We start from the raw sequence: 18,087 nt of genomic DNA on the forward strand, positions 1-18,087 counted from the left end.
ATCACTGTTTTGTCAGTTTCTTCTGGTGTTCTGAGGCGACGGATTCAAGGATGTTGCAGGCGCTGGTGGCGATCGCTCCGATATCAACATTCTCGCGCGCCCAAGCCGAAGCACGCTGTCGGTCCGCGCGCGCTTGTTCTCGTTCCAGCATGCTAATCATCGATGTTGCAACTGATTCGACATCGTAATCAGTGGCGATACCGTAACCGATCGTGTCGATGAACGCCTTTCCAGGACCAGTGCCAGCGTAGATCACCGGCGTACCGCAGCTTGTCGCAGCGTACATCTTCGTCGGAAACGCGAAGTCGTAGCCACTATCGGGTTTCACCGAGGCGAGAGCCGCCGCTGCGCCTCGCAGCCATCGTGCAACTTCGCTCGGTGTCGTCCGGGGAAAGACACTGATTGAACCTTCAGGCAAGTCAGCGGCAATCTCCTTGATTACAGGAAACTCGCTTCCCTGCCCGACGAAGACCAAGGCTGCGTCTGGTCGGACGCGCTGAACGTCCGCGAACGCATCGGCAAAGATCCGGGCACCATGAACCTCAGACGCGGTACCTGTATATACAAAGTACGGGCGCCTGAGATTCTTTGCCGGGCCCTCAAGTGAAAATGCGGCGAGGTCTGAACCATTCCCGATCGTGCGAACATTTCTAGAGACGCTTAGTTCCCTAAGCCGCTCGCTGACTCCGTCGCTGACCGATAAAACGCGCTGCGCCCCGCGCATGGCAAATTTCTCGAGCCATCTCACGATCTTCACGACGAAGCTCGGGGCTCCTGCTGTCTGAGACGCGTCGGACCAGATATCCGCTGCGTAGTACGCGTACGGAACTCGCCGCATTGCGCATATCAGCCGAACGACCGCGCCTGTTGTGGGGGGCGGTTCTGCGAGAACGATGTCTGGACGTCGCGCAAAGAGCAACCGCGCCATCAGCGGTATGTCGAAGCTCATGTACTGTGCGTACCCACGCACATAGCCCGCGCGATCACGCAGAACCTTTGCCCGCTTTATCTGAACGTTGTCGGGGAACTCAATAAGGCCGGCATTCAGCTGAGAGGGCGGAGCGGACGTAAGTACACAGACAGAATTCCCCGCCTCCGCGCATGCACGAGCCAGGGCACCCAATCGAAACGATGCCGCCCCGGGCTCTGGAGCGAAGATCCGTGAAACGATAGTGATTCGCATTAGCTAGGGAGCAAGTGCCTCACCGGTACGCGCGGACTCGAGCGCTGCCTCGACGACCTCAAGCGCACGAAGCCCTTGCTGCATTGTGACAACGTCACTCGCCTGCCCGAGCACTGCGTCGCGAAACGCCTCGTGCTCGACACGAAGTGGCTCGCGCTTGGGGAAGGCGAATCGTGTCACGTCGCCCTCGGAGACGCCCCGGAAAGCGCTCACCGACTCCCACTCGAGCGGAATCGTGCCGTTCGCGTAGAAGGTGAGGTCGCCAGTCGCCGTATCCGCCACGAACGCGCCCTTCTCGCCTGTCACCACCGTGATTCGTTCCTTCATGGGGCTCAGCCAGTTCACGAGGTGGCTGACAACGGCTCCCGAGGCGAGACGACCAGTGACCGCGATCATGTCCTCGTATTCGCGACCACTCTTGAATGCAGTCTGCGCGAACACCCGATCGTAGTCGCTTTGCGTCACCCACGCAGTGAGATCGATATCGTGCGACGCGAGGTCCTTCCCGACCCCCACATCGGCGATGCGCGCGGGGAACGGGCCCTGCCTGCGCGTTGCGACCTGGTAAACGTTGCCGAGTTCACCCGCGGAGAGTCTGCGACGCAGCTCCTGAAGAGCCGGGTTGAAACGCTCGATGTGGCCTACAGCGCCGACCAGCCCGGCATCGGCGAACGCCTTCGTCATGCGCTGCCCTGCCTCAACTGTCTCGGCAATTGGCTTCTCGACAAACGTATGCACACCCGCTGCGGCAAGCTTCAGGGCAGCATCCTCGTGGAACCGCGTCGGAACCGCGACGACAGCCATGTCGATGCTCGCGGCAATCAGCCCCTCCACATCGGGAAGAACCTCGAGACCGCCCGCCACGCCGTGAGGATCTCCGGCCGGGTCGGCAATCGCCACGAGATCGATGCCCTCGACCTCACGAAGCACTCGAGCATGATGCCGGCCCATCATCCCAGCACCGAGAAGACCGGCTCGAAGTTTTTCAACCATTACGCGCCTGCCTTCGCCACGGTGTTCACCGCAGTAACGATGCGTTCGAGATCGCTTCTAGTCAGCGATGGGTGAACCGGGAGCGACACCACCTGCGACGCGGCGCGCTCGGTCTCCGGCAATTCCAATGCCTCAGCAAAGTGCGCGAGTGACGGAAGACGATGATTCGGGACAGGGTAGTACACACCCGCACCGACGTTGTGCTCTGCTTTCAACGCGGCGACGAAGCCGTCTCGATCGTCTTCCACCCGGACAGTGTATTGGTGGTACACGTGCACGGCACCTTCAGCGACTGGCGGTGTCACGACCCCCTCAAGCCGAGCGTCAAGGAACGCGGCGTTTTCCTGACGCTGGGCCGTCCAGCTGTCCACCTTCGACAACTGAACGCGTCCGATCGCCGCATGCACATCGGTCATGCGGTAGTTGAAGCCGACGAGCTCATTCTCGTACTGGCGCTCCATCCCTTGGTTGCGCAGCAGACGCGCGCGGCGAACCAATTCGTCATCGTCGAGCGAGATCATGCCGCCCTCACCACTGGTCATGTTCTTCGTGGGATACAGGCTGAACATGCCGAAGCTACCGAACGTTCCGACGGGTACGCCGTCAAGCGAGGCACCGTGAGCTTGCGCTGCATCTTCGAACACCAAAACCTTGTGACGGGCCGCGATGGCAGACAGCTCTCGCATGTGTGCCGGGTGCCCGTACAAGTGCACCGGCATGATCCCCTTTGTGCGCGGGGTGATTGCGGCTTCCACGGCCTCTGGGTCGAGCGTGAACTGCTCTGGCTCGATATCGACGAAGACGGGAGTGGCCCCGGTCAGAGCGACGGCGTTGCCTGTCGCTGCGAACGTGAAAGACGGGACGATGACTTCGTCCCCCGGACCGACACCTGCCGCCAGAAGACCAACGTGAAGCCCCGAGGTGCCCGAGTTCACCGCGACGACAGCGCGTCCTGGCACGAAGTGTTCGGCGAACTCCGTCTCGAAGGCCGCGACTTCGGGCCCCTGAGCGACCATGCCGCTCCGCAGCACACGATCGACCGCCTCGCGTTCCTCAACTCCGATGATCGGCTTTGCCGGTGGAATGAACGCGTCACTCACTGTTTTGTTACCTCTTTCAGCTCTCCGTCGATCTCGACGTACGTCTCGCCGGTCTCGGAACACACCCAGTATCCGCCACTTTCGCTGAGCGGACGCCCGGACGTGCCCACCCAGCCAATGCGCCGCGCAGGAACGCCCGCCACGAGTGCGTGATCGGGAACATCCTTCGTCACGACCGCGCCAGCGGCCACGGTCGCCCAGCGACCGATCGTTACCGGCGCAACACAGACAGCACGCGCGCCGACCGAGGCACCTTGACGGAGGGTGACACCCACCGCTTCCCAGTCGTCTGCCGACTTCTGCGTCCCATCCGAATTGATTGCTCGTGGGTACGTATCGTTCGTCAGCACAGCTGCAGGCCCGATGAACACGCCGTCCTCGAGCACGGCCGGTTCGTAAACCAGCGCGTAGTTCTGCACCTTGCAGTTGTTGCCGAGCTGCACGCCGGTACCGATGTAGGCTCCTCGACCGACCACGCAGTTCTCCCCCAGCGCTGCGTCCTCGCGCACCTGCGCGAGGTGCCAGATTGAGGAACCAGCTCCAATCGTCGAACTCTCCGCTACGTCCGCGGTCTCAATAACGCGAACATTCGCGTGAGCAGTCACGAGTGCCTCTCTTTCATAGGGCGGTGTGGTCGCGCATCTCAGACTAACGGGTCTGTCAGAATGGAACCATGACAACGCCCGCGCCCCCGTCGAGTGCGAGTTCTGGCCCGTCAGACGTATGGGTTGTTATCCCGCTTTTCAACGAAGCCAGCGTCATCGAGATAGTGATTCGCGACCTTCACCAAGAGTTCAGCAACGTCGTGTGTGTCGACGACGGCAGCACGGACGGATCAGCGGAAGCTGCACGTCGTGCAGGAGCAAAAGTTCTGCAACATCCCGTCAATCTCGGCCAGGGCGCATCGCTGCAGACAGGGTTCGAGTACGTTCTGACGCAACCCGGAGCCCGATACGTCGTCACGTTCGACGCCGATGGGCAGCACCGGGTAGTAGATGCTGCAGAGATGCTCGCGCTCGCGCGCAATGACAACCTCGCGATCGTGTTTGGATCGCGCTTTCTCGACAAGCGCACGAATCCAGGAATCCTCAAACGGATCATTCTGAAGACTGCTGTCTGGGTCACCAATATGACTACCGGGCTGCGCCTCACCGACGCGCACAATGGGCTGCGCGTGATTCGGACTGATGCACTCGCCCGTGTCACCCTGGTACAGGACCGTATGGCACACGCCACTGAGATCGTGCTGAAACTCGGTCGTACAAAGCTGCCCTGGCGGGAATATCCCGTGGAGCTGCTCTACACGGACTACTCTCGCGCCAAGGGACAGTCCGTCTTGAACTCCATCAACATCCTCGTCGATCTCATCGTCCGTTAGGCGCACCGTGCTTATTCAGATCATTCTCGTCATCGGCGTCATCGCCGTTGGCATCTTCTTCACGCGCCCGACGGGAAGCGACAGCCACCTTGCGCTTCGACGCTTGTTTCTCGGCTTTTTCGTCTTCGTGGCGATCCTGTCGATCATCTTCCCGACCTGGCTCACGTGGTTCGCCAACCTCATCGGTGTCGGACGAGGAGCGGATCTCCTGCTCTACGCGCTCGTTCTTGCCTTTCTGGTCTTCGTGTCGACAACCTACCGCCGCAATGTTCAGATAAACCGCCGCATCACTCAACTTGCTCGGCAAATCACGCTTGCAAAGGCGGCTATCGACGATGTTGAAGCAGGAGAAGACAACCAGAAGAAGTCCGACGGCTAAAGGCCGCACGCAGTGATGCGATAGAGCACTTTGTCGCCCTCACGATCAACTTCCTCAACCGCAGACGACTCATCGAGATCGAGAAGCCCCTCGAACCCGATCCAAGTCTTCACATCGAGTCTGCTTCCGTCGAAGCGATCCGCACCGAAATCAAGCACGTAACGAGCTCCGGTTGCTTTTATGGCATCGCATACGCCAGCCTCGTCGACTGCCTCATTCAGCTTTCCATTGACAATCTCGTGTGCTTCAGCATGAGATGTATTGAAATGAGGATTCAGCACGCGTCTATCGGAGATCGCCATCGCCCATGAGGTCCCGGTCCACGGATTGCCGACGATCACAGCGTCGTCCGGAACTTCCTCGGGCAGACGTTCGATCAGAGCACGCTCATCGTCGTCCAGAATTCGAGAGCGCTCGTCGAGACGATAAGCGTTCGACGCGTGCTGAACTGCGTAGACCATCGCGGTGAACTGTGTTGCGGCGACCAGGCCGAGTAGCCCAATGACCCCGATTGCCGTTACGGTTCGTGGGGACGTCGACGGAATGCGGCGCCGAAGCGCGCCCCACGCTGCTTCGGCACCTGCAACCGCAAGTACAAGTGACGGCAGTACAAGGAACGCTTCAAGGCGCGGCGTGTCCTTGTAGAACATGCCCAGGGTCATGTTCCTGAGATCTCCGGGCGGCAATGCTCCGGCAAGGACGAAGAGACCCGCGGCCGCGAGCCACATAAAGCAGAACCACCAGCGTCCACGACGAATCATTGCCACAATGCCGACAACGACGAAGATCGCGATAATGACCGCGAGCGGACGATCCCCGCGGGCGAAAGCGAAAGCATCGATCAACACTTCGGGAAGCGAACCGTAATCACGCCACGGCGCGTTATAGCCGAACTGTCCGATACGTCGCCACACAAGCGCGTAGGCGCCCAGGAGCACGATGATGCCCACGATCCACGCTATGCGAACTCCGTTGGACCGCGCCGCCCGAACCGCGTTCACGCCTAGCGCGGCGAGCCCGACCACCCCAAAAAGACCAAGACCGAATACGACCGATGGTTGTGAAAGACCGATCGCGACCACGACACACGTCAACGTCAAGATCTGCAGCGTTGCAGCGCCTAGTCGCCTCCCTCGCACGAGTTTGAAGAGGCTCAGACCAAGTGCGAGTCCTGCAGGCAGCAATGCGAGCGCCAGAAAGTACGAGAAGAGCACGCCATAATCCAGCATGCCGAGAGGAAAGGGAGGAAAGGCCGTCGCCGCGACCCCTGCAATCACCAGGGCAGATCGACGAGCCGGAAAGAGCAGACGGACGACGGCGAGCACACCGAGGGGCCACACGACAGACGCAACCACAAGGTTCGTCATATTTGCCACCCCCACCAGCTCGGCCCATGGGGCAGCCATAGCCACAACGGAGACGAGGTCGTGCCACGCGGCCGGATAGAACGTCGAGCGTCCCGCCGGAAGAATGAGCCCAGTCAAATGAAACGACGAGCCATTTGCAGTGTCGATGATGTACTGAATGCCGTTGAGGTGGAACGGTGCGTCATACGTCTGCGATACATGGTCCGGCGCGCCGAATGAAAATCCGAGTTGAAGCGCGATGATAACCGCCGCAATGGCAAGGCCGACAGTGAAGGCCCACGAGAACCCGATAATGCGTCGGTCTGGAACGGGCGACCATGTCCCCGTCACCCAACGGCGCACCAGCCAGGTAATGAGCGCAACGCCGACGAACGTGCCGGTAAGCGGACCAAGCGACCAGGGGACACCCACCTTGGCGAAGACGATCGCGGTAATCGCCAGCAACGCGATCGTCACTGCTGGTGCGCCCAGTGCAAGCAGAAGTCGTCTCGCGCCCGCCGCTGCGGCAATCAAACCGCCGGGGACAAAGATGATCAGGAGAGCGATCAGTACCACGGGGACGGCTTCCAGCCACGTCATACCCGCACTCTCCCTCTCGTCGTGTGTAGCACGTTCGACATTATGCGGTATGGTCCGACGTCGACGACGCAGAAACGTCCGAGAATCCGCGCTGAATCATTCGGCGGTAAAGCACTCGCCTGATCCCGACGGGGACGAATCGATACACTCCACGCACGACGAGGTTGCGAACGAACTGCGCTCGTGTGGTGAACCCGATACGCCGCAGCGCCCGCTGCAGATTCCACTCCGCTTCGAACTGCTTTGATCCGCCACGACGTGCATAAGCCCCGGCACCAACGCGATACATGACCAGCGGTTCGGGAAGATTTTCAACCCGAGCACCTGTCTGAATCATTCTCGCGAACAGCCAATAGTCTTCCATCAGTCCGATGTCTTCGTAGCTGCCTGCTCGAGCCACCGTTGCCTTGCGATACATGACCGTCGGGTGGTTGAACGGGTCGTGGAACCGCGCGTATCTCGCGATTTCGGCGGAACCGACTGGAGGAGTGCGACGTCCAAGAACTTCACTTGTGTCATCGGCGAACTCGTACATTCCAGTGCCGACTAGATCGTAGCCTTCGGCCATTTTCACAATTTGGCGTTCGAAACGTTCGGAGAGCGCGACGTCATCTGCGTCCATGCGAGCGACGATGTCGTGCGAGCAGCGCTCGAGCCCCACGGTCAAAGCGCGAGCAAGCCCGCCTCGTTCCTCGATGACAACCCGGACAACGGGGGCGGGACATGCATTTATCACTCGTTCGAGAGACTGCTCGAGCTCTGCTGGAATCGGACCGTCCTGAACGAGCACAACCTCGGAAGGAACGAGTGTCTGTCCTGAAGTTGAACTATTAAATGCACGCTCGAACTGCGAAGGCTCATCGTTTCCGTATACGGGGAGTAGCAGCGAGAACGCATGCTCGGGTGCTGATGTACTCACCCGGCTCGCCCCAGCTCGGCGAAGACATCGTTGGGAACACCCTTGTTTCGGAGGGTGTCAGTATTACGACGTGGACGTCTCCGCCACCCTTCTCGCCACCCGTCAGCGAATCCGGTTTTGAGAGTTGCACGATCGTGCGATTTCATCACGGTTCGACCCCAACGAAGCAGACTAGAGATCCCGTAGAGGAACTTCTCGCGAGGACTCAGTGCTTCGGAGTGGCGGAACAGCCAAATCTTATTTCGCACCTCGAATCGAAAGCGCTCTCCCGGATCGTCGTCAGTCGCGCCACGTCGAGCCGTCTTGTGAACGACGACGCTTCCAGGAACCGAGAGCCCGCGACGCCCACGGAGAATCCGAGTGCTGAACTCAAAATCGTCGTTCCAGAGAAAGTAATCAGCAATCGGATATCCGACTCCGCGCACTACGTCGGCACGATACATCGAGGAGACAAACGAAAGAGAACGCACCGGCAGCGCTCCGACAGCATCCGCAGCGCTCGTTTCATTTGCAGTTGAGAACGGATTCATTCGCGGAGTATTCATAGGATGCTCGCTGCCATCGGTCCATACGACCCTTGATCCCACGGCCGCGAGGTCCTGATTCGAGTACCGGTTCACCGCGTTCATGAGTCCCAGAAGCGCCGTTTTGCTTGGCACCGTGTCGTCGTCCATCACCCAAATCCAGTCAGCGTCATGACGGACGATTGCAGCGGCCATACCGACAGCGAAGCCTCCGGCGCCCCCCGTGTTGTCACTCAGCTCAACGAGCGAATCCCCCAACTCAGCCTCACGAACGACCGCTGAGGTGTCATCAGTCGAAGCGTTGTTGACCACGACAATGGAGTCGACAGGGCGAACCTGTTGGGCGAGTGCTTCGAGAACTTCCGCCAGCAGATCTCGTCGGTTATAGGCGACGACCACAGCAGTGACCCGCGGCGTTTTGACCAAGCCAAGCCCTTTCGTCCAAGGAACGCAGTGCTAAGCGAGTTTACCCCAAGGCTCCTGTCAAGTTTCCATCACTAGGCGATAGTAACGACGACGTCGCCCCCGGGCGCCCACGTCATCGTCCCGTGCTCAAATTGTTGAGATCGAGACCCGTCCTTATGCTTCGTGTAGTCGCCGGTCGGATATCCAAGTGCACTCGCCGGACCCCCTGCTTCAGCATAAGTGTCAGCCATGCCCCCGAGAATGTACCGTACCTTGAACCCCGGCGCCCAGTACATGTCGCCCACATCGAAACTCTGGAAACGTGATCCATCCTTGTTCTTGACGTAGTCACTCGTCGGGTACCCGAGTTCGCCTGACGGCCCCCCGGTCGCCGCGTACGTGTTCGCCATTCCACCCAGAATGTAACGCACGTCCCGCCCGGGCGCCCAGTACATGTCGCCTACCTCGAAGCTCTGGAAACGTGATCCATCCTTGTTCTTGACGTAGTCACTCGTCGGGTACCCGAGTTCGCCTGACGGGCCCCCGGTCGCCGCGTACGTGTTCGCCATTCCACCGAGGATGTATCGAACTCCACCACTATTCGCCATCCAGTACATGTCGCCAACCTGGAAGCTTTGCGATCGCAGCCCGCTCTTGTGGGTAACGTAGTCGCTCGTTGGGAAGCCGAGGTCGCCTTTTGGCCCACCCATGGCCGCGTATTCCTTAGCCATGCCTCCAAGAATGAACTTGGCTCCGGTCCTCGACGACCAGTAGATCCCGCCCTTTACAAACGCCTGGGATCGGCCAGACCCGACAACTGTGTACTCCCCTGATGGAAAACCCAACACTCCATCACCGCCGCCGAGACGATCGTGTTTGGTACGTACAACCCCGGTCGTGTAGTAGGTGCCGTAACTGTTGTGCCAATACAGCGTGCCATTTTGAAACGCTTGGCTTCGCCCGCCGTTCGCGTGCTTCGTGTAATTTCCGGAGGGGTAACCTAGCATGCCGCCACCGCCGCCGAGCCGCCAATGCTCGTCACCGACGGTCCCAGTTGTCCGCAAGTACTGACCTTGCGGGGTTCGGTACAGCACGTACATTTCGAACTTCTGGCCCACGCCGCCGTCGGCGTACGACTTTGCCTCGCTAGTCGGCTTTCCAAGGAGCCCAGATGCACCGCCGTTCTGCGTGTAATAGGTCTGCAGCTTTGGGTGTACTGAGGGTCCCGCGTAGGTGCTACCGAACCAGTCGTTGAAGTAGAGGAAAAAGTTGCGGTTGCCGTAAGACGAGCATGAATCGCCGGTTCCGTAACCGGCGTTCAAGGCGGCCTGGTTGGGACGGTACGGCGTGTAGTTGTACAGACCCGCGGTGGCCTGGTTCTCGATGTAGACCCTGCTTGTTCCGCACGACGAATTGGGGTGCCACTTGATGCTGTTGGTCTTGCCCGCGACGTAGTTGAAGGAGTTCGGCCACGCGCGGTAGATCTGGAATTGTCGAGCGCCAAGGTAGAGCTGGTTCTGGAACCCGAAATATTTCGAGTTGCAGTCCGCCCCGTCCGGACAGCCAAAGCCCATGGCAATCGTGTACCGCCACTCAGAAGGCCAGTGGTGAGTGAGGAGTCCCTGCTCCTTTTGCAGCGTCACAAGAATGACCTGTGGGTTGATGTCACACGCACGCGACACCTTGTAGATGATGCGTGCTGCATCTTCGTTCTTACCGCCAGCAATCGCCTTGCAATATGAATCTGCGGACCGGCCCGTCGTGTTCTCTTTGTACTCATCAAGACACGTGTAGCCTGAGGTACACGCCGGGACTTTGCTGTTGATGAACGATCTGATCTGACTCTCGGTCATCGTCGTTGAATCGTAGAAGACCTCATCATCGATGATGTGACCGGCGTCGAACGTCGCCGCCTCGGCCTTCTGCGTTTCCATGGGCATCGCAGTCAGCACGGCGGCTGTGACGATTCCGACCACAAGTAGCACGATCGTGCGCATGCTGATCCTGCTGACGCGTGTTGACATGATTCCCATAATATTCACATCATTCACAATCGCCACACGAATAACAAGTGGTCGGCGCGGATCCTTCGCTTAGATTAGACAGGTGACTACTTCGCGGAACCCGCAGAAACTCGGGATGGGAGGGCCATTCGCATGGTGACGATGCGCGTGATTGTTGAGGACATGGTTCCCCCAGTAAGGGGGGACCTCGGTTCGTATACCCGGGATCTCACTCGCGCCCTCATTCGCCACGCACCGTCTGGGTGCGACGTGGAAGGCGTAGTTGCTGCACACGATGACGAGCTCGCGGAGCACGTTAGAAATCGGCTCGGCGGGCTCGCGCGACTCACCCCGACAGCGCTCCGGCGACGCGAACTCAGCGCGGCCTGGCAAATGGGAGTCGGTGGATCGTCACTGGCGACAGGCTTGCTGCACTCCCCCACTTTGTTGGCCCCTTTGGTCAAGCATGATCGTGATGGTGGGTCGCAGACGACCGTCACGGTGCACGACATACTTCCGTGGACGCACCCGAAGTCGTTCACGCCGACAACGGTTGCGTTACAAAAGGCTCTTCTGAAGCGCGCGAAGAAGTATGCGGACGCCGTCGTCGTGCCGACGCACGCTGTCGCGGATCAGCTCGCCGAGCTCGCAGACTTTGGAGACCGTGTGCGTGTTGTCGCCGGCGCAGCACCGAGTACCCTGCGGCTTCCAATCGTTCCCGAACAGCGCGCGCTTGAGCTGGGGTTGCCGCCGCAGTACATCGTTGCGAAGGGATCGCTCGATCCCAGGCATGGAATCATCGACCTGATCTCAGCGATGGCGCTCCCGACTGCCCCGGACATTCCACTGCTCATCATCGGACCGGAAACATGGGGGGAGCTCACGATCGAATCGGTCGCGGACGAAGCGGGAGTTGCCGAAGGCCGCGTGGCCGGGCTCGGGCAGCTCTCAGACGCTGACCTGGCACTCGTGCTGTCACGGGCGACTGCCTTCGTGTTTCCCAGCGTGGGAGAAGGATTCGGGCTTCCCCTTGTGGAAGCGTTCACGTTCGGCACACCCGTGATTCACTCTGACGACCCGGCGATTCTCGAAACAGCCGGTGGCTATGGTCACGTCGTCGAGGCCGAAGGCCAGGGGTACCCGGAACGCCTCGCCGAAGCGATCGGTCAGGTCGTCGAAGATGACGAGCTGCGGAATCGCCTCACGATTCTGTCGCAAGACAGAGGGCACTCCTTTAGCTGGGGGTCTGCCGCCGAAGCGATCTGGTCCCTGCACGCGGATCTCTGATCGGGGAAATGCACATGACCGCCGGAATCATCGTCGACGTCATTCTCGTCGTAATACTGCTCGTCGCCGTGATTGGCGGCTGGCAACGAGGCATGCTCCACACGATCGGTGCTATCGCCGGAATGATCGTCGGCGGAATCGTCGCGCTTCTTGTCATGCCCCTCGTCTCGGGAAACGTGCCGGCGGCGGGGTGGAACGTCGTTCTCGCCGTCGCGTGCGGAATCATTCTCGTGGGTCTCGGCATTAGCCTCGGGTCCTGGCTGGGCAAGCTCATTGCCGGCCCCGTTCGCAAGATCAAACTGGGTATCGTCGACAGGTTGCTGGGTGCCGTCGTCAGCGGCATCGTCGCGCTGCTCGTCGTGATGACTCTCGGCATGAGCACAAGCACCCTTGGGCTTCCTACCCTGACGCAGGCGATGGCATCGTCAACGCTTCTCAAAACGTTGGAGAACGCGACACCAACACCGGTGCTCGGCGCGATCTCGCAATTCCGGAGTCTCGTCATCACCGACGGAATTCCATCGGTTCTCGACGCGGCGGGCATTCCCGACAACATCGAGATCCCCGACGCGAACACGGACTCACCTGCCCTTCACGCGGCAGCGCAGTCGGTCACGCGGATTACGGCGAACGCTCCCGCGTGCGGAACACGCAGCGCCGGCAGCGGGTTCGTCATCGACGATGGCCTCGTCATGACAAACGCCCACGTTGTCGCGGGAGCGTCAGACGTTGTCGTGGAAACCCCCGGCGAACTGCCTCGAGCCGGATCGGTCGTCTACTTCGACGCAGACGCGGACATCGCCGTCATCGACGTTGATGGCCTCGGCGCAGAGCCACTCCCCTTTAATCCGACTCCGGATGCCGGCGCCACGGTGTTCTTCCAGGGTTACCCGTTCGGAGGACCGTTCGTCTCGAGAAGCGCCGCCGTCGTCAACACCGGTGACATGACGGTGAGCTCCATCTACGGAGAGCCGGGAGTGACACGATCGGTGACGACCCTGGCGGCCCATGTGCAGCACGGCAACTCGGGCGGTCCGCTCCTTGACAAGAACGGTGCTGTTGTCGGCATGATCTTCGCGAAAGCGGATAATCAGCCGGACGTGGGCTTCGCGCTGTCCATGGCCGAGCTGTCGCCGGTACTCGCTCAAGCGGGGTCGTTCAGTTCTCCCGTCTCGACTGAATCGTGCAGCACCTCTTGACAGCTGTCTGCTCAATGTTTGAGCAGCGCACCGAGCTGCTTCCATAAGCCATCTGCAAGGGCGGCGGAGTAGGTCGCAGAAATGTGGTGCGCGTCTCGGTACACCAGTCTGTTGCCGATGATAACGGGACAGAAATCTTCATTACAGAAGTAGTTAGTCATATCAAGAACCGCCGCTGACTGGCTCGAAGCCGCCTCTCTGGCCGCGTCCTTGAGATCGGTCGACAGCGCTTGCGACTTTGGAGCACCGCACGCAGCGGCATCGTTTACGTGCCCTGATAAGCATGTTGCCGGATCCATCCCGAACTGAGGGTTGTCGAGCATGACAGCCACATCGGTGTTCTCTTGCAACTCCGCGATAATCTGAGCTACTCCGTGTTCCCATACGGATGCTGACGGTCGAGTTTCGCCCTTCCCTGTATAGCCCGTGACGATTGTCAGGTCCGGCTCGTCTAGCTTCACAGCATGGAGCACGTTCTTCTTCCATTTCCTGCAATCTGCAGAGCTCGCGACCTCGTAGGCAGCACAATTGCTCTTGGTATTTGATACGAGATTGATGTCCCCTCTTTCAGCAAGGACGTGTAACGCCGGATACCACTGAGCCGCATGCGAATCGCCGAAAAGCATGACGGTTGGAGCGTCGGGATCGACCTCGACTCGGCACTCATTGATGTCGCTCTCACCGTCGCTCAGATGGCAGCCTTCGGCATATACGTCGGGATTATCTTCGCTGGCATCTTTCACTGTGGGCGTCATGTTGAGCGGCACAAAAGGCGTTGCCACCGGCTCAGCGGTGGGGCCAGACTCCTCAACCGCTGTTTGAGTATGAAAAGGTCGGTCAACAGACGCTCGATAGGCCGTGCCACACGTGAGAACAAGACACGCTGAAACTCCCGCCGCGATCACCATCGTCGGCCACGTCTTCTCGCGAGGCGCTCTGAGCGGAGTTTCGACAAAGCGGTAGAGCAGCCAGGCGAGAGGAATACCAACGGTTGCGAGTCCAAGAGTCACGGGCAGGGAGAGCGGACGTTGATCTCCAACCGCGATCTGCGGAATGGTCAAGAGCGGCCAGTGGACAAGGTACAGAGAGTACGAAATCGTTCCAATGAAGATCATCGGCTTGTTCGAAAGCAATACGGTCGACGAGAACCGTCCCATATTTCCTTGAGCGTCTCGCCCTGATCCCGCAGCAATCACCAGCGCTGTTGCAATAACAGGAATGATTGCTGCAGTTCCGGGAAAAATAGTCGCGCCATCGTAAATAATTCCGCACGCGACAAGCGCGACAACTCCGACCCAGCCAATACTCCACCGCACCAAGGGCGAAAGCGCAAAGGACGTAGCAGTCACGAGCACAGCCAGTAGGCCGCCGATCGCGAACTCCCATGCTCTACTCGGCATCATGAAGAACGCGAGCGGTTGTGAGCGTTCGGTAAGCCAGATCGAGCCTGCAAGGCCGACGAACAACACGAAGGCTAACGTCGCGATGAGCCCACGGACGGATTTTCGCGTCACGAGGAATACCAGCGCAATCGCTGCTGGCCACACCAGATAGAACTGTTCCTCAACGCCAAGGGACCAGAAATGCTGGAAAATCGACGGATTTGGGTTCGAGAGGTAGTCCACCTTCTCACCGGCGAAATAGAAGTTCGGAATGTAGAGCGCGGTGAAGATGGATTCTTTGAAAGAACGCGGCTGCAGCAATGGCGGTATCCAGATCGCCGCGGCAACAACGCTCAACGCTACAACCACGAGCGACGCCGGGAGGATGCGCCGGATACGTCGCGCATAAAAGGTCGCGAAGCGGATTCGACCGTACTTGCTGAGCTCTGAAACGAGGTGAGCCGTGATCAGAAAACCCGAAATGACAAAGAAGACGTCAACTCCGATGTAACCGCCAGACAGCCACGGGACGCCCGCGTGATATATCACGACCAGTAGAACCGCAATTGCTCGCAGTGCTTGTATGTCGGGACGGAACCCGATCCGAGTCACCTTCATGCAGTCGACGCCGTAGCTACTTGCCGTCGCCCGACGCGGTCTCCGGCGGCGCAACCGCCTCGGCGACAAGGTCATGGATGTGCTCGAAGTTCGGGTTGTCTTGATCAGGCACCGTCGGCGGTGACAGTTCGAGATTGGTGATGTCGTGGTCCCGCGTCTTAAGCGCGAGGTCACTGAAGTACCCCAACATCGACTGCGGAATGTCGGTCTTCACGACCTGACTGCCCGCGTCGGCGATCGCCTGAAACTTGGACAGCACGTTGCCCGGCGTGAACTGGCGCAGGATCGCCTCTTGCAGCTCACGCTGCCGCCGCATGCGATCCCAGTCACTCGTCGAGTGCCGCGAACGCGCGTACCACTCCGCGTGGTATCCGTCGAGCTTCTGCTTGCCGACCTCAATCCACCCGTCGACGTTGTTGAGGTTCTCGTCTCCCCCGATCGGCAGCCGCTCCTTCACGTCAATCTCGACGCCGCCCAGTGCGTCGATCAGCTGCGAGAATCCCGCCATGTCGATGAGCGCATAGAACTGGATGCTGAGGCCCGTGACGCCCTCGGCAGCATCGCGCGTCGCCTCGATGCCCGGGGAGCTGCCGTGCGCCTCAGCATCCGGGTACCAGTCGGCGTGGCGTAGCTGGGCCTCGGTGTAGACGGAGTTGAGCTTGCAGGCACTCACATCGCAGTGCTCGTACCCGTTGGGGTACGCGTCGTGGAACGGCCCGTCGGAGAACGGCACGCGCATCATGTCACGCGGAAGGCCGATGATGGTCGCGGCACCTGTGCTGGCGTCGACGCTGACAACCGAGATGCTGTCGGGCCGCAGCCCCTCGCGATCCTCACCCGCGTCGCCGCCCAGCAGAAGGATGTTGTAGCGGCCATCGACGGGTGCGACGGGCGCTGAGTTGCCGAAGATCGCCCCGAGGGCGCCCCGCGCAATGCCTGCGTAGTAGGCGGCGCCGCTCGCGCTTCCCACCGAGAGCACGAGGAAGATCACCGTCGCGACGGCGATCCAGAAGCGGGCGCCCGGCGCGGCCTTGATGATCCTCAGCAGGCGGAACGTGTTGAGCGTGAGCACGAACCACAGCAGCGCATAGGCCACGAGAACGACCTGCACGAGCAGCAGAAACCAGCCTTGCGTCGCCAGCGTGATGAACGGCGTGCGCATGAACGCGAACAGCAGAGCCGCGATGATCGCCGCCGTCCACATGCCCAGCGTCGCGCCGAGGCCGATGCGCCCGAGCTTGCGGTTGCCTGCAAGCACTTGCGCCGACCCGGGGATCACGAAGCCCAGAATGAGCAGCCACCACGCTCGCCGCGTCATTAGCGGCGACGACGCGGTATCGGGGTACCTGATCGGGTTTGCGACCAGCGAGCTCATAGAGAGTTCTTGAGATTCTCGTTCTTGACCTCAACCTGCGCGGCGAGATCGTCGGCGTACTCTTCGAGTTTGGCCTGCAGGGCGGCGTCTGACGTCGCGAGGATCTTCGCGGCGATGAGTCCCGCGTTCTTGGCACCGCCGATCGAGACAGTGGCGACGGGAACCCCTGCGGGCATCTGCACGATCGACAGCAGCGAGTCGAGACCGTCGAGCTTGGCCAGCGGAACCGGAACGCCGACGACCGGCAGAGGTGTGACCGCCGCGAGCATCCCGGGCAAGTGCGCAGCGCCGCCCGCGCCCGCGATGATCACCTTGAGACCGCGCGCAGCAGCATCCTTACCGTAGGCAATCATCTTCTCGGGCGTGCGGTGCGCGCTGACGACCTCGACCTCATGATCGATCTCGAAGTCGCTCAGCACCTGGCTCGCGTCGCTCATGACGCGCCAGTCAGAATCGCTTCCCATGACGACGCCGACAAGCGGGCGCTCGGAATCGTGATGTGGCATGCGCATAATGCTACGGGCGCTGGCTGGAAGTTCTCGGCTACGGCACGCTTTGCGCGACGTATTGCCTATGCGGCACCCGAGTCCTCGGTCGGGTCGGCACGGCCCGCACGTGCTCGCCGGGCCGCGCGCACGCGGTAGACGATCCACGCGGCGAGCGCGACAACGACGGCGAGAATGACGATGTACTTGAGCACGTCGGCGTACTGCTCCACGATGTGCCAGTTCTCCCCGAGGTAGAACCCGGCCATGATGAACACGGTGTTCCAGATGAGGCTGCCCGCGGCGGTGAGCGCTCCGAAGACGAGCAGGTTCATGCGCTCGATGCCGGCCGGAATCGAGATGAGACTGCGAAAGATCGGCAGCATGCGGCCGAAGAAGATCGCCTTTTTGCCGTGCTTGGCGAACCACTTCTCGGCGCTGAGCACCTCGGACACTTTGACCAGCGGCATCCAGTCGGCGATGCGGATCATGCGCTCCCGGCCGAGCAGCGCGCCGAGCCCGTAGAGCAGAAGGGCTCCGACGATAGACCCGAGTGTCGTCCACGCGATCGCCTCGACAAGAGCCATGTTTCCCTGGCTCGCGGTGAAGCCCGCGAGCGGCAGAATGATCTCGCTCGGCAGCGGCGGAAACAGGTTCTCCAGCGCGATTGCGATGCCCGCCCCAACTCCTCCGAGTGTCTCCATGAGCGAGACGGCCCACGCGGCAACGCCCGAGAGCGCGGTGTCAGTAGCGGCATTCAGCATGCGGCTACCGTAGCCGAGCGCGGCTGGCGAAATCATGATGATCAGACCAGCGAACGAGCGGATGCTGTCGCAAATCAGCCGCGAGGATGACTGTTACGCACGAGCCACGTGTCGTCGCCAACGACCTGGATTGGTCAACCGTCGAGG

Annotated in this window: 16 protein-coding genes; 4 read left to right on the plus strand and 12 right to left on the minus strand. The window is 60.5% G+C overall.

What is annotated here, in order from left to right; genetic code table 11:
• Nucleotide 1: 1 nt before the first annotated feature.
• The 4 genes from ATJ78_RS14240 to ATJ78_RS14255 are packed head-to-tail and all read right to left on the minus strand — an operon-like array spanning nucleotide 2 to nucleotide 3,881.
• Nucleotides 2-1,183 (minus strand): glycosyltransferase family 4 protein, encoded by a 1,182-nt coding sequence (locus tag ATJ78_RS14240; RefSeq protein ID WP_098408843.1) that lies wholly within the window; start codon nucleotides 1,181-1,183, stop codon nucleotides 2-4.
• A gap of 3 nt (nucleotides 1,184-1,186) precedes the next feature.
• Nucleotides 1,187-2,176 (minus strand): Gfo/Idh/MocA family protein, encoded by a 990-nt coding sequence (locus ATJ78_RS14245; RefSeq protein WP_098408844.1) that lies wholly within the window; start codon nucleotides 2,174-2,176, stop codon nucleotides 1,187-1,189.
• On the minus strand, nucleotides 2,176-3,276 hold the full coding sequence (locus ATJ78_RS14250) for a DegT/DnrJ/EryC1/StrS family aminotransferase (protein ID WP_098408845.1): 1,101 nt from the start codon (nucleotides 3,274-3,276) through the stop codon (nucleotides 2,176-2,178). The genes ATJ78_RS14245 and ATJ78_RS14250 overlap by 1 nt, the downstream gene beginning before the upstream one ends.
• Nucleotides 3,273-3,881, minus strand: coding sequence for an acyltransferase (locus ATJ78_RS14255; RefSeq protein WP_098408846.1), 609 nt, complete (start codon nucleotides 3,879-3,881; stop codon nucleotides 3,273-3,275). The genes ATJ78_RS14250 and ATJ78_RS14255 overlap by 4 nt, the downstream gene beginning before the upstream one ends.
• A gap of 68 nt (nucleotides 3,882-3,949) precedes the next feature.
• On the opposite strand from ATJ78_RS14255, the gene ATJ78_RS14260 reads away from it, so the two are divergent.
• Together ATJ78_RS14260 and ATJ78_RS14265 are read left to right on the plus strand one after the other, a co-directional pair.
• Nucleotides 3,950-4,654: a glycosyltransferase family 2 protein gene (locus tag ATJ78_RS14260; protein WP_098408847.1), complete on the plus strand. Its 705-nt coding sequence runs from the start codon at nucleotides 3,950-3,952 to the stop codon at nucleotides 4,652-4,654.
• A gap of 7 nt (nucleotides 4,655-4,661) precedes the next feature.
• Nucleotides 4,662-5,033 (plus strand): DUF2304 domain-containing protein, encoded by a 372-nt coding sequence (locus tag ATJ78_RS14265; RefSeq protein WP_098408848.1) that lies wholly within the window; start codon nucleotides 4,662-4,664, stop codon nucleotides 5,031-5,033.
• Here ATJ78_RS14265 and ATJ78_RS14270 read toward each other — a convergent pair.
• The 4 genes from ATJ78_RS14270 to ATJ78_RS14285 all read right to left on the minus strand — a co-directional run bounded on the left by ATJ78_RS14270 (nucleotide 5,030) and on the right by ATJ78_RS14285 (nucleotide 10,851).
• The gene (locus tag ATJ78_RS14270) at nucleotides 5,030-6,979 is read right to left on the minus strand and encodes a DUF6541 family protein (protein WP_098408849.1); all 1,950 of its coding nucleotides are present in this window, start codon (nucleotides 6,977-6,979) and stop codon (nucleotides 5,030-5,032) included. The two genes, ATJ78_RS14265 and ATJ78_RS14270, sit on opposite strands and share 4 nt — an antisense overlap.
• A gap of 40 nt (nucleotides 6,980-7,019) precedes the next feature.
• Nucleotides 7,020-7,898, minus strand: a complete 879-nt coding sequence (locus ATJ78_RS14275; protein WP_098408850.1) for a glycosyltransferase — start codon at nucleotides 7,896-7,898, stop codon at nucleotides 7,020-7,022.
• Complete coding sequence (locus ATJ78_RS14280) at nucleotides 7,895-8,848, minus strand: glycosyltransferase (protein ID WP_098408851.1); 954 nt, start codon at nucleotides 8,846-8,848, stop codon at nucleotides 7,895-7,897. The genes ATJ78_RS14275 and ATJ78_RS14280 overlap by 4 nt, the downstream gene beginning before the upstream one ends.
• A gap of 71 nt (nucleotides 8,849-8,919) precedes the next feature.
• The gene (locus ATJ78_RS14285; RefSeq protein ID WP_169923470.1) at nucleotides 8,920-10,851 is read right to left on the minus strand and encodes an LGFP repeat-containing protein; all 1,932 of its coding nucleotides are present in this window, start codon (nucleotides 10,849-10,851) and stop codon (nucleotides 8,920-8,922) included.
• A gap of 162 nt (nucleotides 10,852-11,013) precedes the next feature.
• Between ATJ78_RS14285 and ATJ78_RS14290 the strand changes: the two genes are divergently transcribed.
• Together ATJ78_RS14290 and ATJ78_RS14295 are read left to right on the plus strand one after the other, a co-directional pair.
• Nucleotides 11,014-12,117: a glycosyltransferase family 4 protein gene (locus tag ATJ78_RS14290; protein ID WP_245836340.1), complete on the plus strand. Its 1,104-nt coding sequence runs from the start codon at nucleotides 11,014-11,016 to the stop codon at nucleotides 12,115-12,117.
• Between the two features lie 14 nt (nucleotides 12,118-12,131).
• Nucleotides 12,132-13,316, plus strand: a complete 1,185-nt coding sequence (locus ATJ78_RS14295; RefSeq protein WP_169923471.1) for a MarP family serine protease — start codon at nucleotides 12,132-12,134, stop codon at nucleotides 13,314-13,316.
• Nucleotides 13,317-13,327: 11 nt separating this feature from the next.
• On the opposite strand, the gene ATJ78_RS14300 is transcribed toward ATJ78_RS14295, so the two are convergent.
• From ATJ78_RS14300 to ATJ78_RS14315, 4 genes are read right to left on the minus strand one after another with little or no spacing between them, the layout of a single operon-like run.
• The gene (locus ATJ78_RS14300) at nucleotides 13,328-15,316 is read right to left on the minus strand and encodes an acyltransferase family protein (RefSeq protein WP_169923472.1); all 1,989 of its coding nucleotides are present in this window, start codon (nucleotides 15,314-15,316) and stop codon (nucleotides 13,328-13,330) included.
• A gap of 16 nt (nucleotides 15,317-15,332) precedes the next feature.
• On the minus strand, nucleotides 15,333-16,691 hold the full coding sequence (locus tag ATJ78_RS14305; RefSeq protein WP_098408856.1) for an LCP family protein: 1,359 nt from the start codon (nucleotides 16,689-16,691) through the stop codon (nucleotides 15,333-15,335).
• Complete coding sequence (gene purE / locus ATJ78_RS14310; protein WP_434061503.1) at nucleotides 16,688-17,203, minus strand: 5-(carboxyamino)imidazole ribonucleotide mutase; 516 nt, start codon at nucleotides 17,201-17,203, stop codon at nucleotides 16,688-16,690. The genes ATJ78_RS14305 and purE overlap by 4 nt, the downstream gene beginning before the upstream one ends.
• A gap of 59 nt (nucleotides 17,204-17,262) precedes the next feature.
• Complete coding sequence (locus tag ATJ78_RS14315) at nucleotides 17,263-17,976, minus strand: DedA family protein (protein WP_245836341.1); 714 nt, start codon at nucleotides 17,974-17,976, stop codon at nucleotides 17,263-17,265.
• Nucleotides 17,977-18,087 lie beyond the last annotated feature (111 nt).

Source organism: Paramicrobacterium agarici, assembly GCF_002563955.1.
In the GTDB taxonomy this organism is placed as follows: Bacteria; Actinomycetota; Actinomycetes; order Actinomycetales; family Microbacteriaceae; genus Paramicrobacterium; species Paramicrobacterium agarici.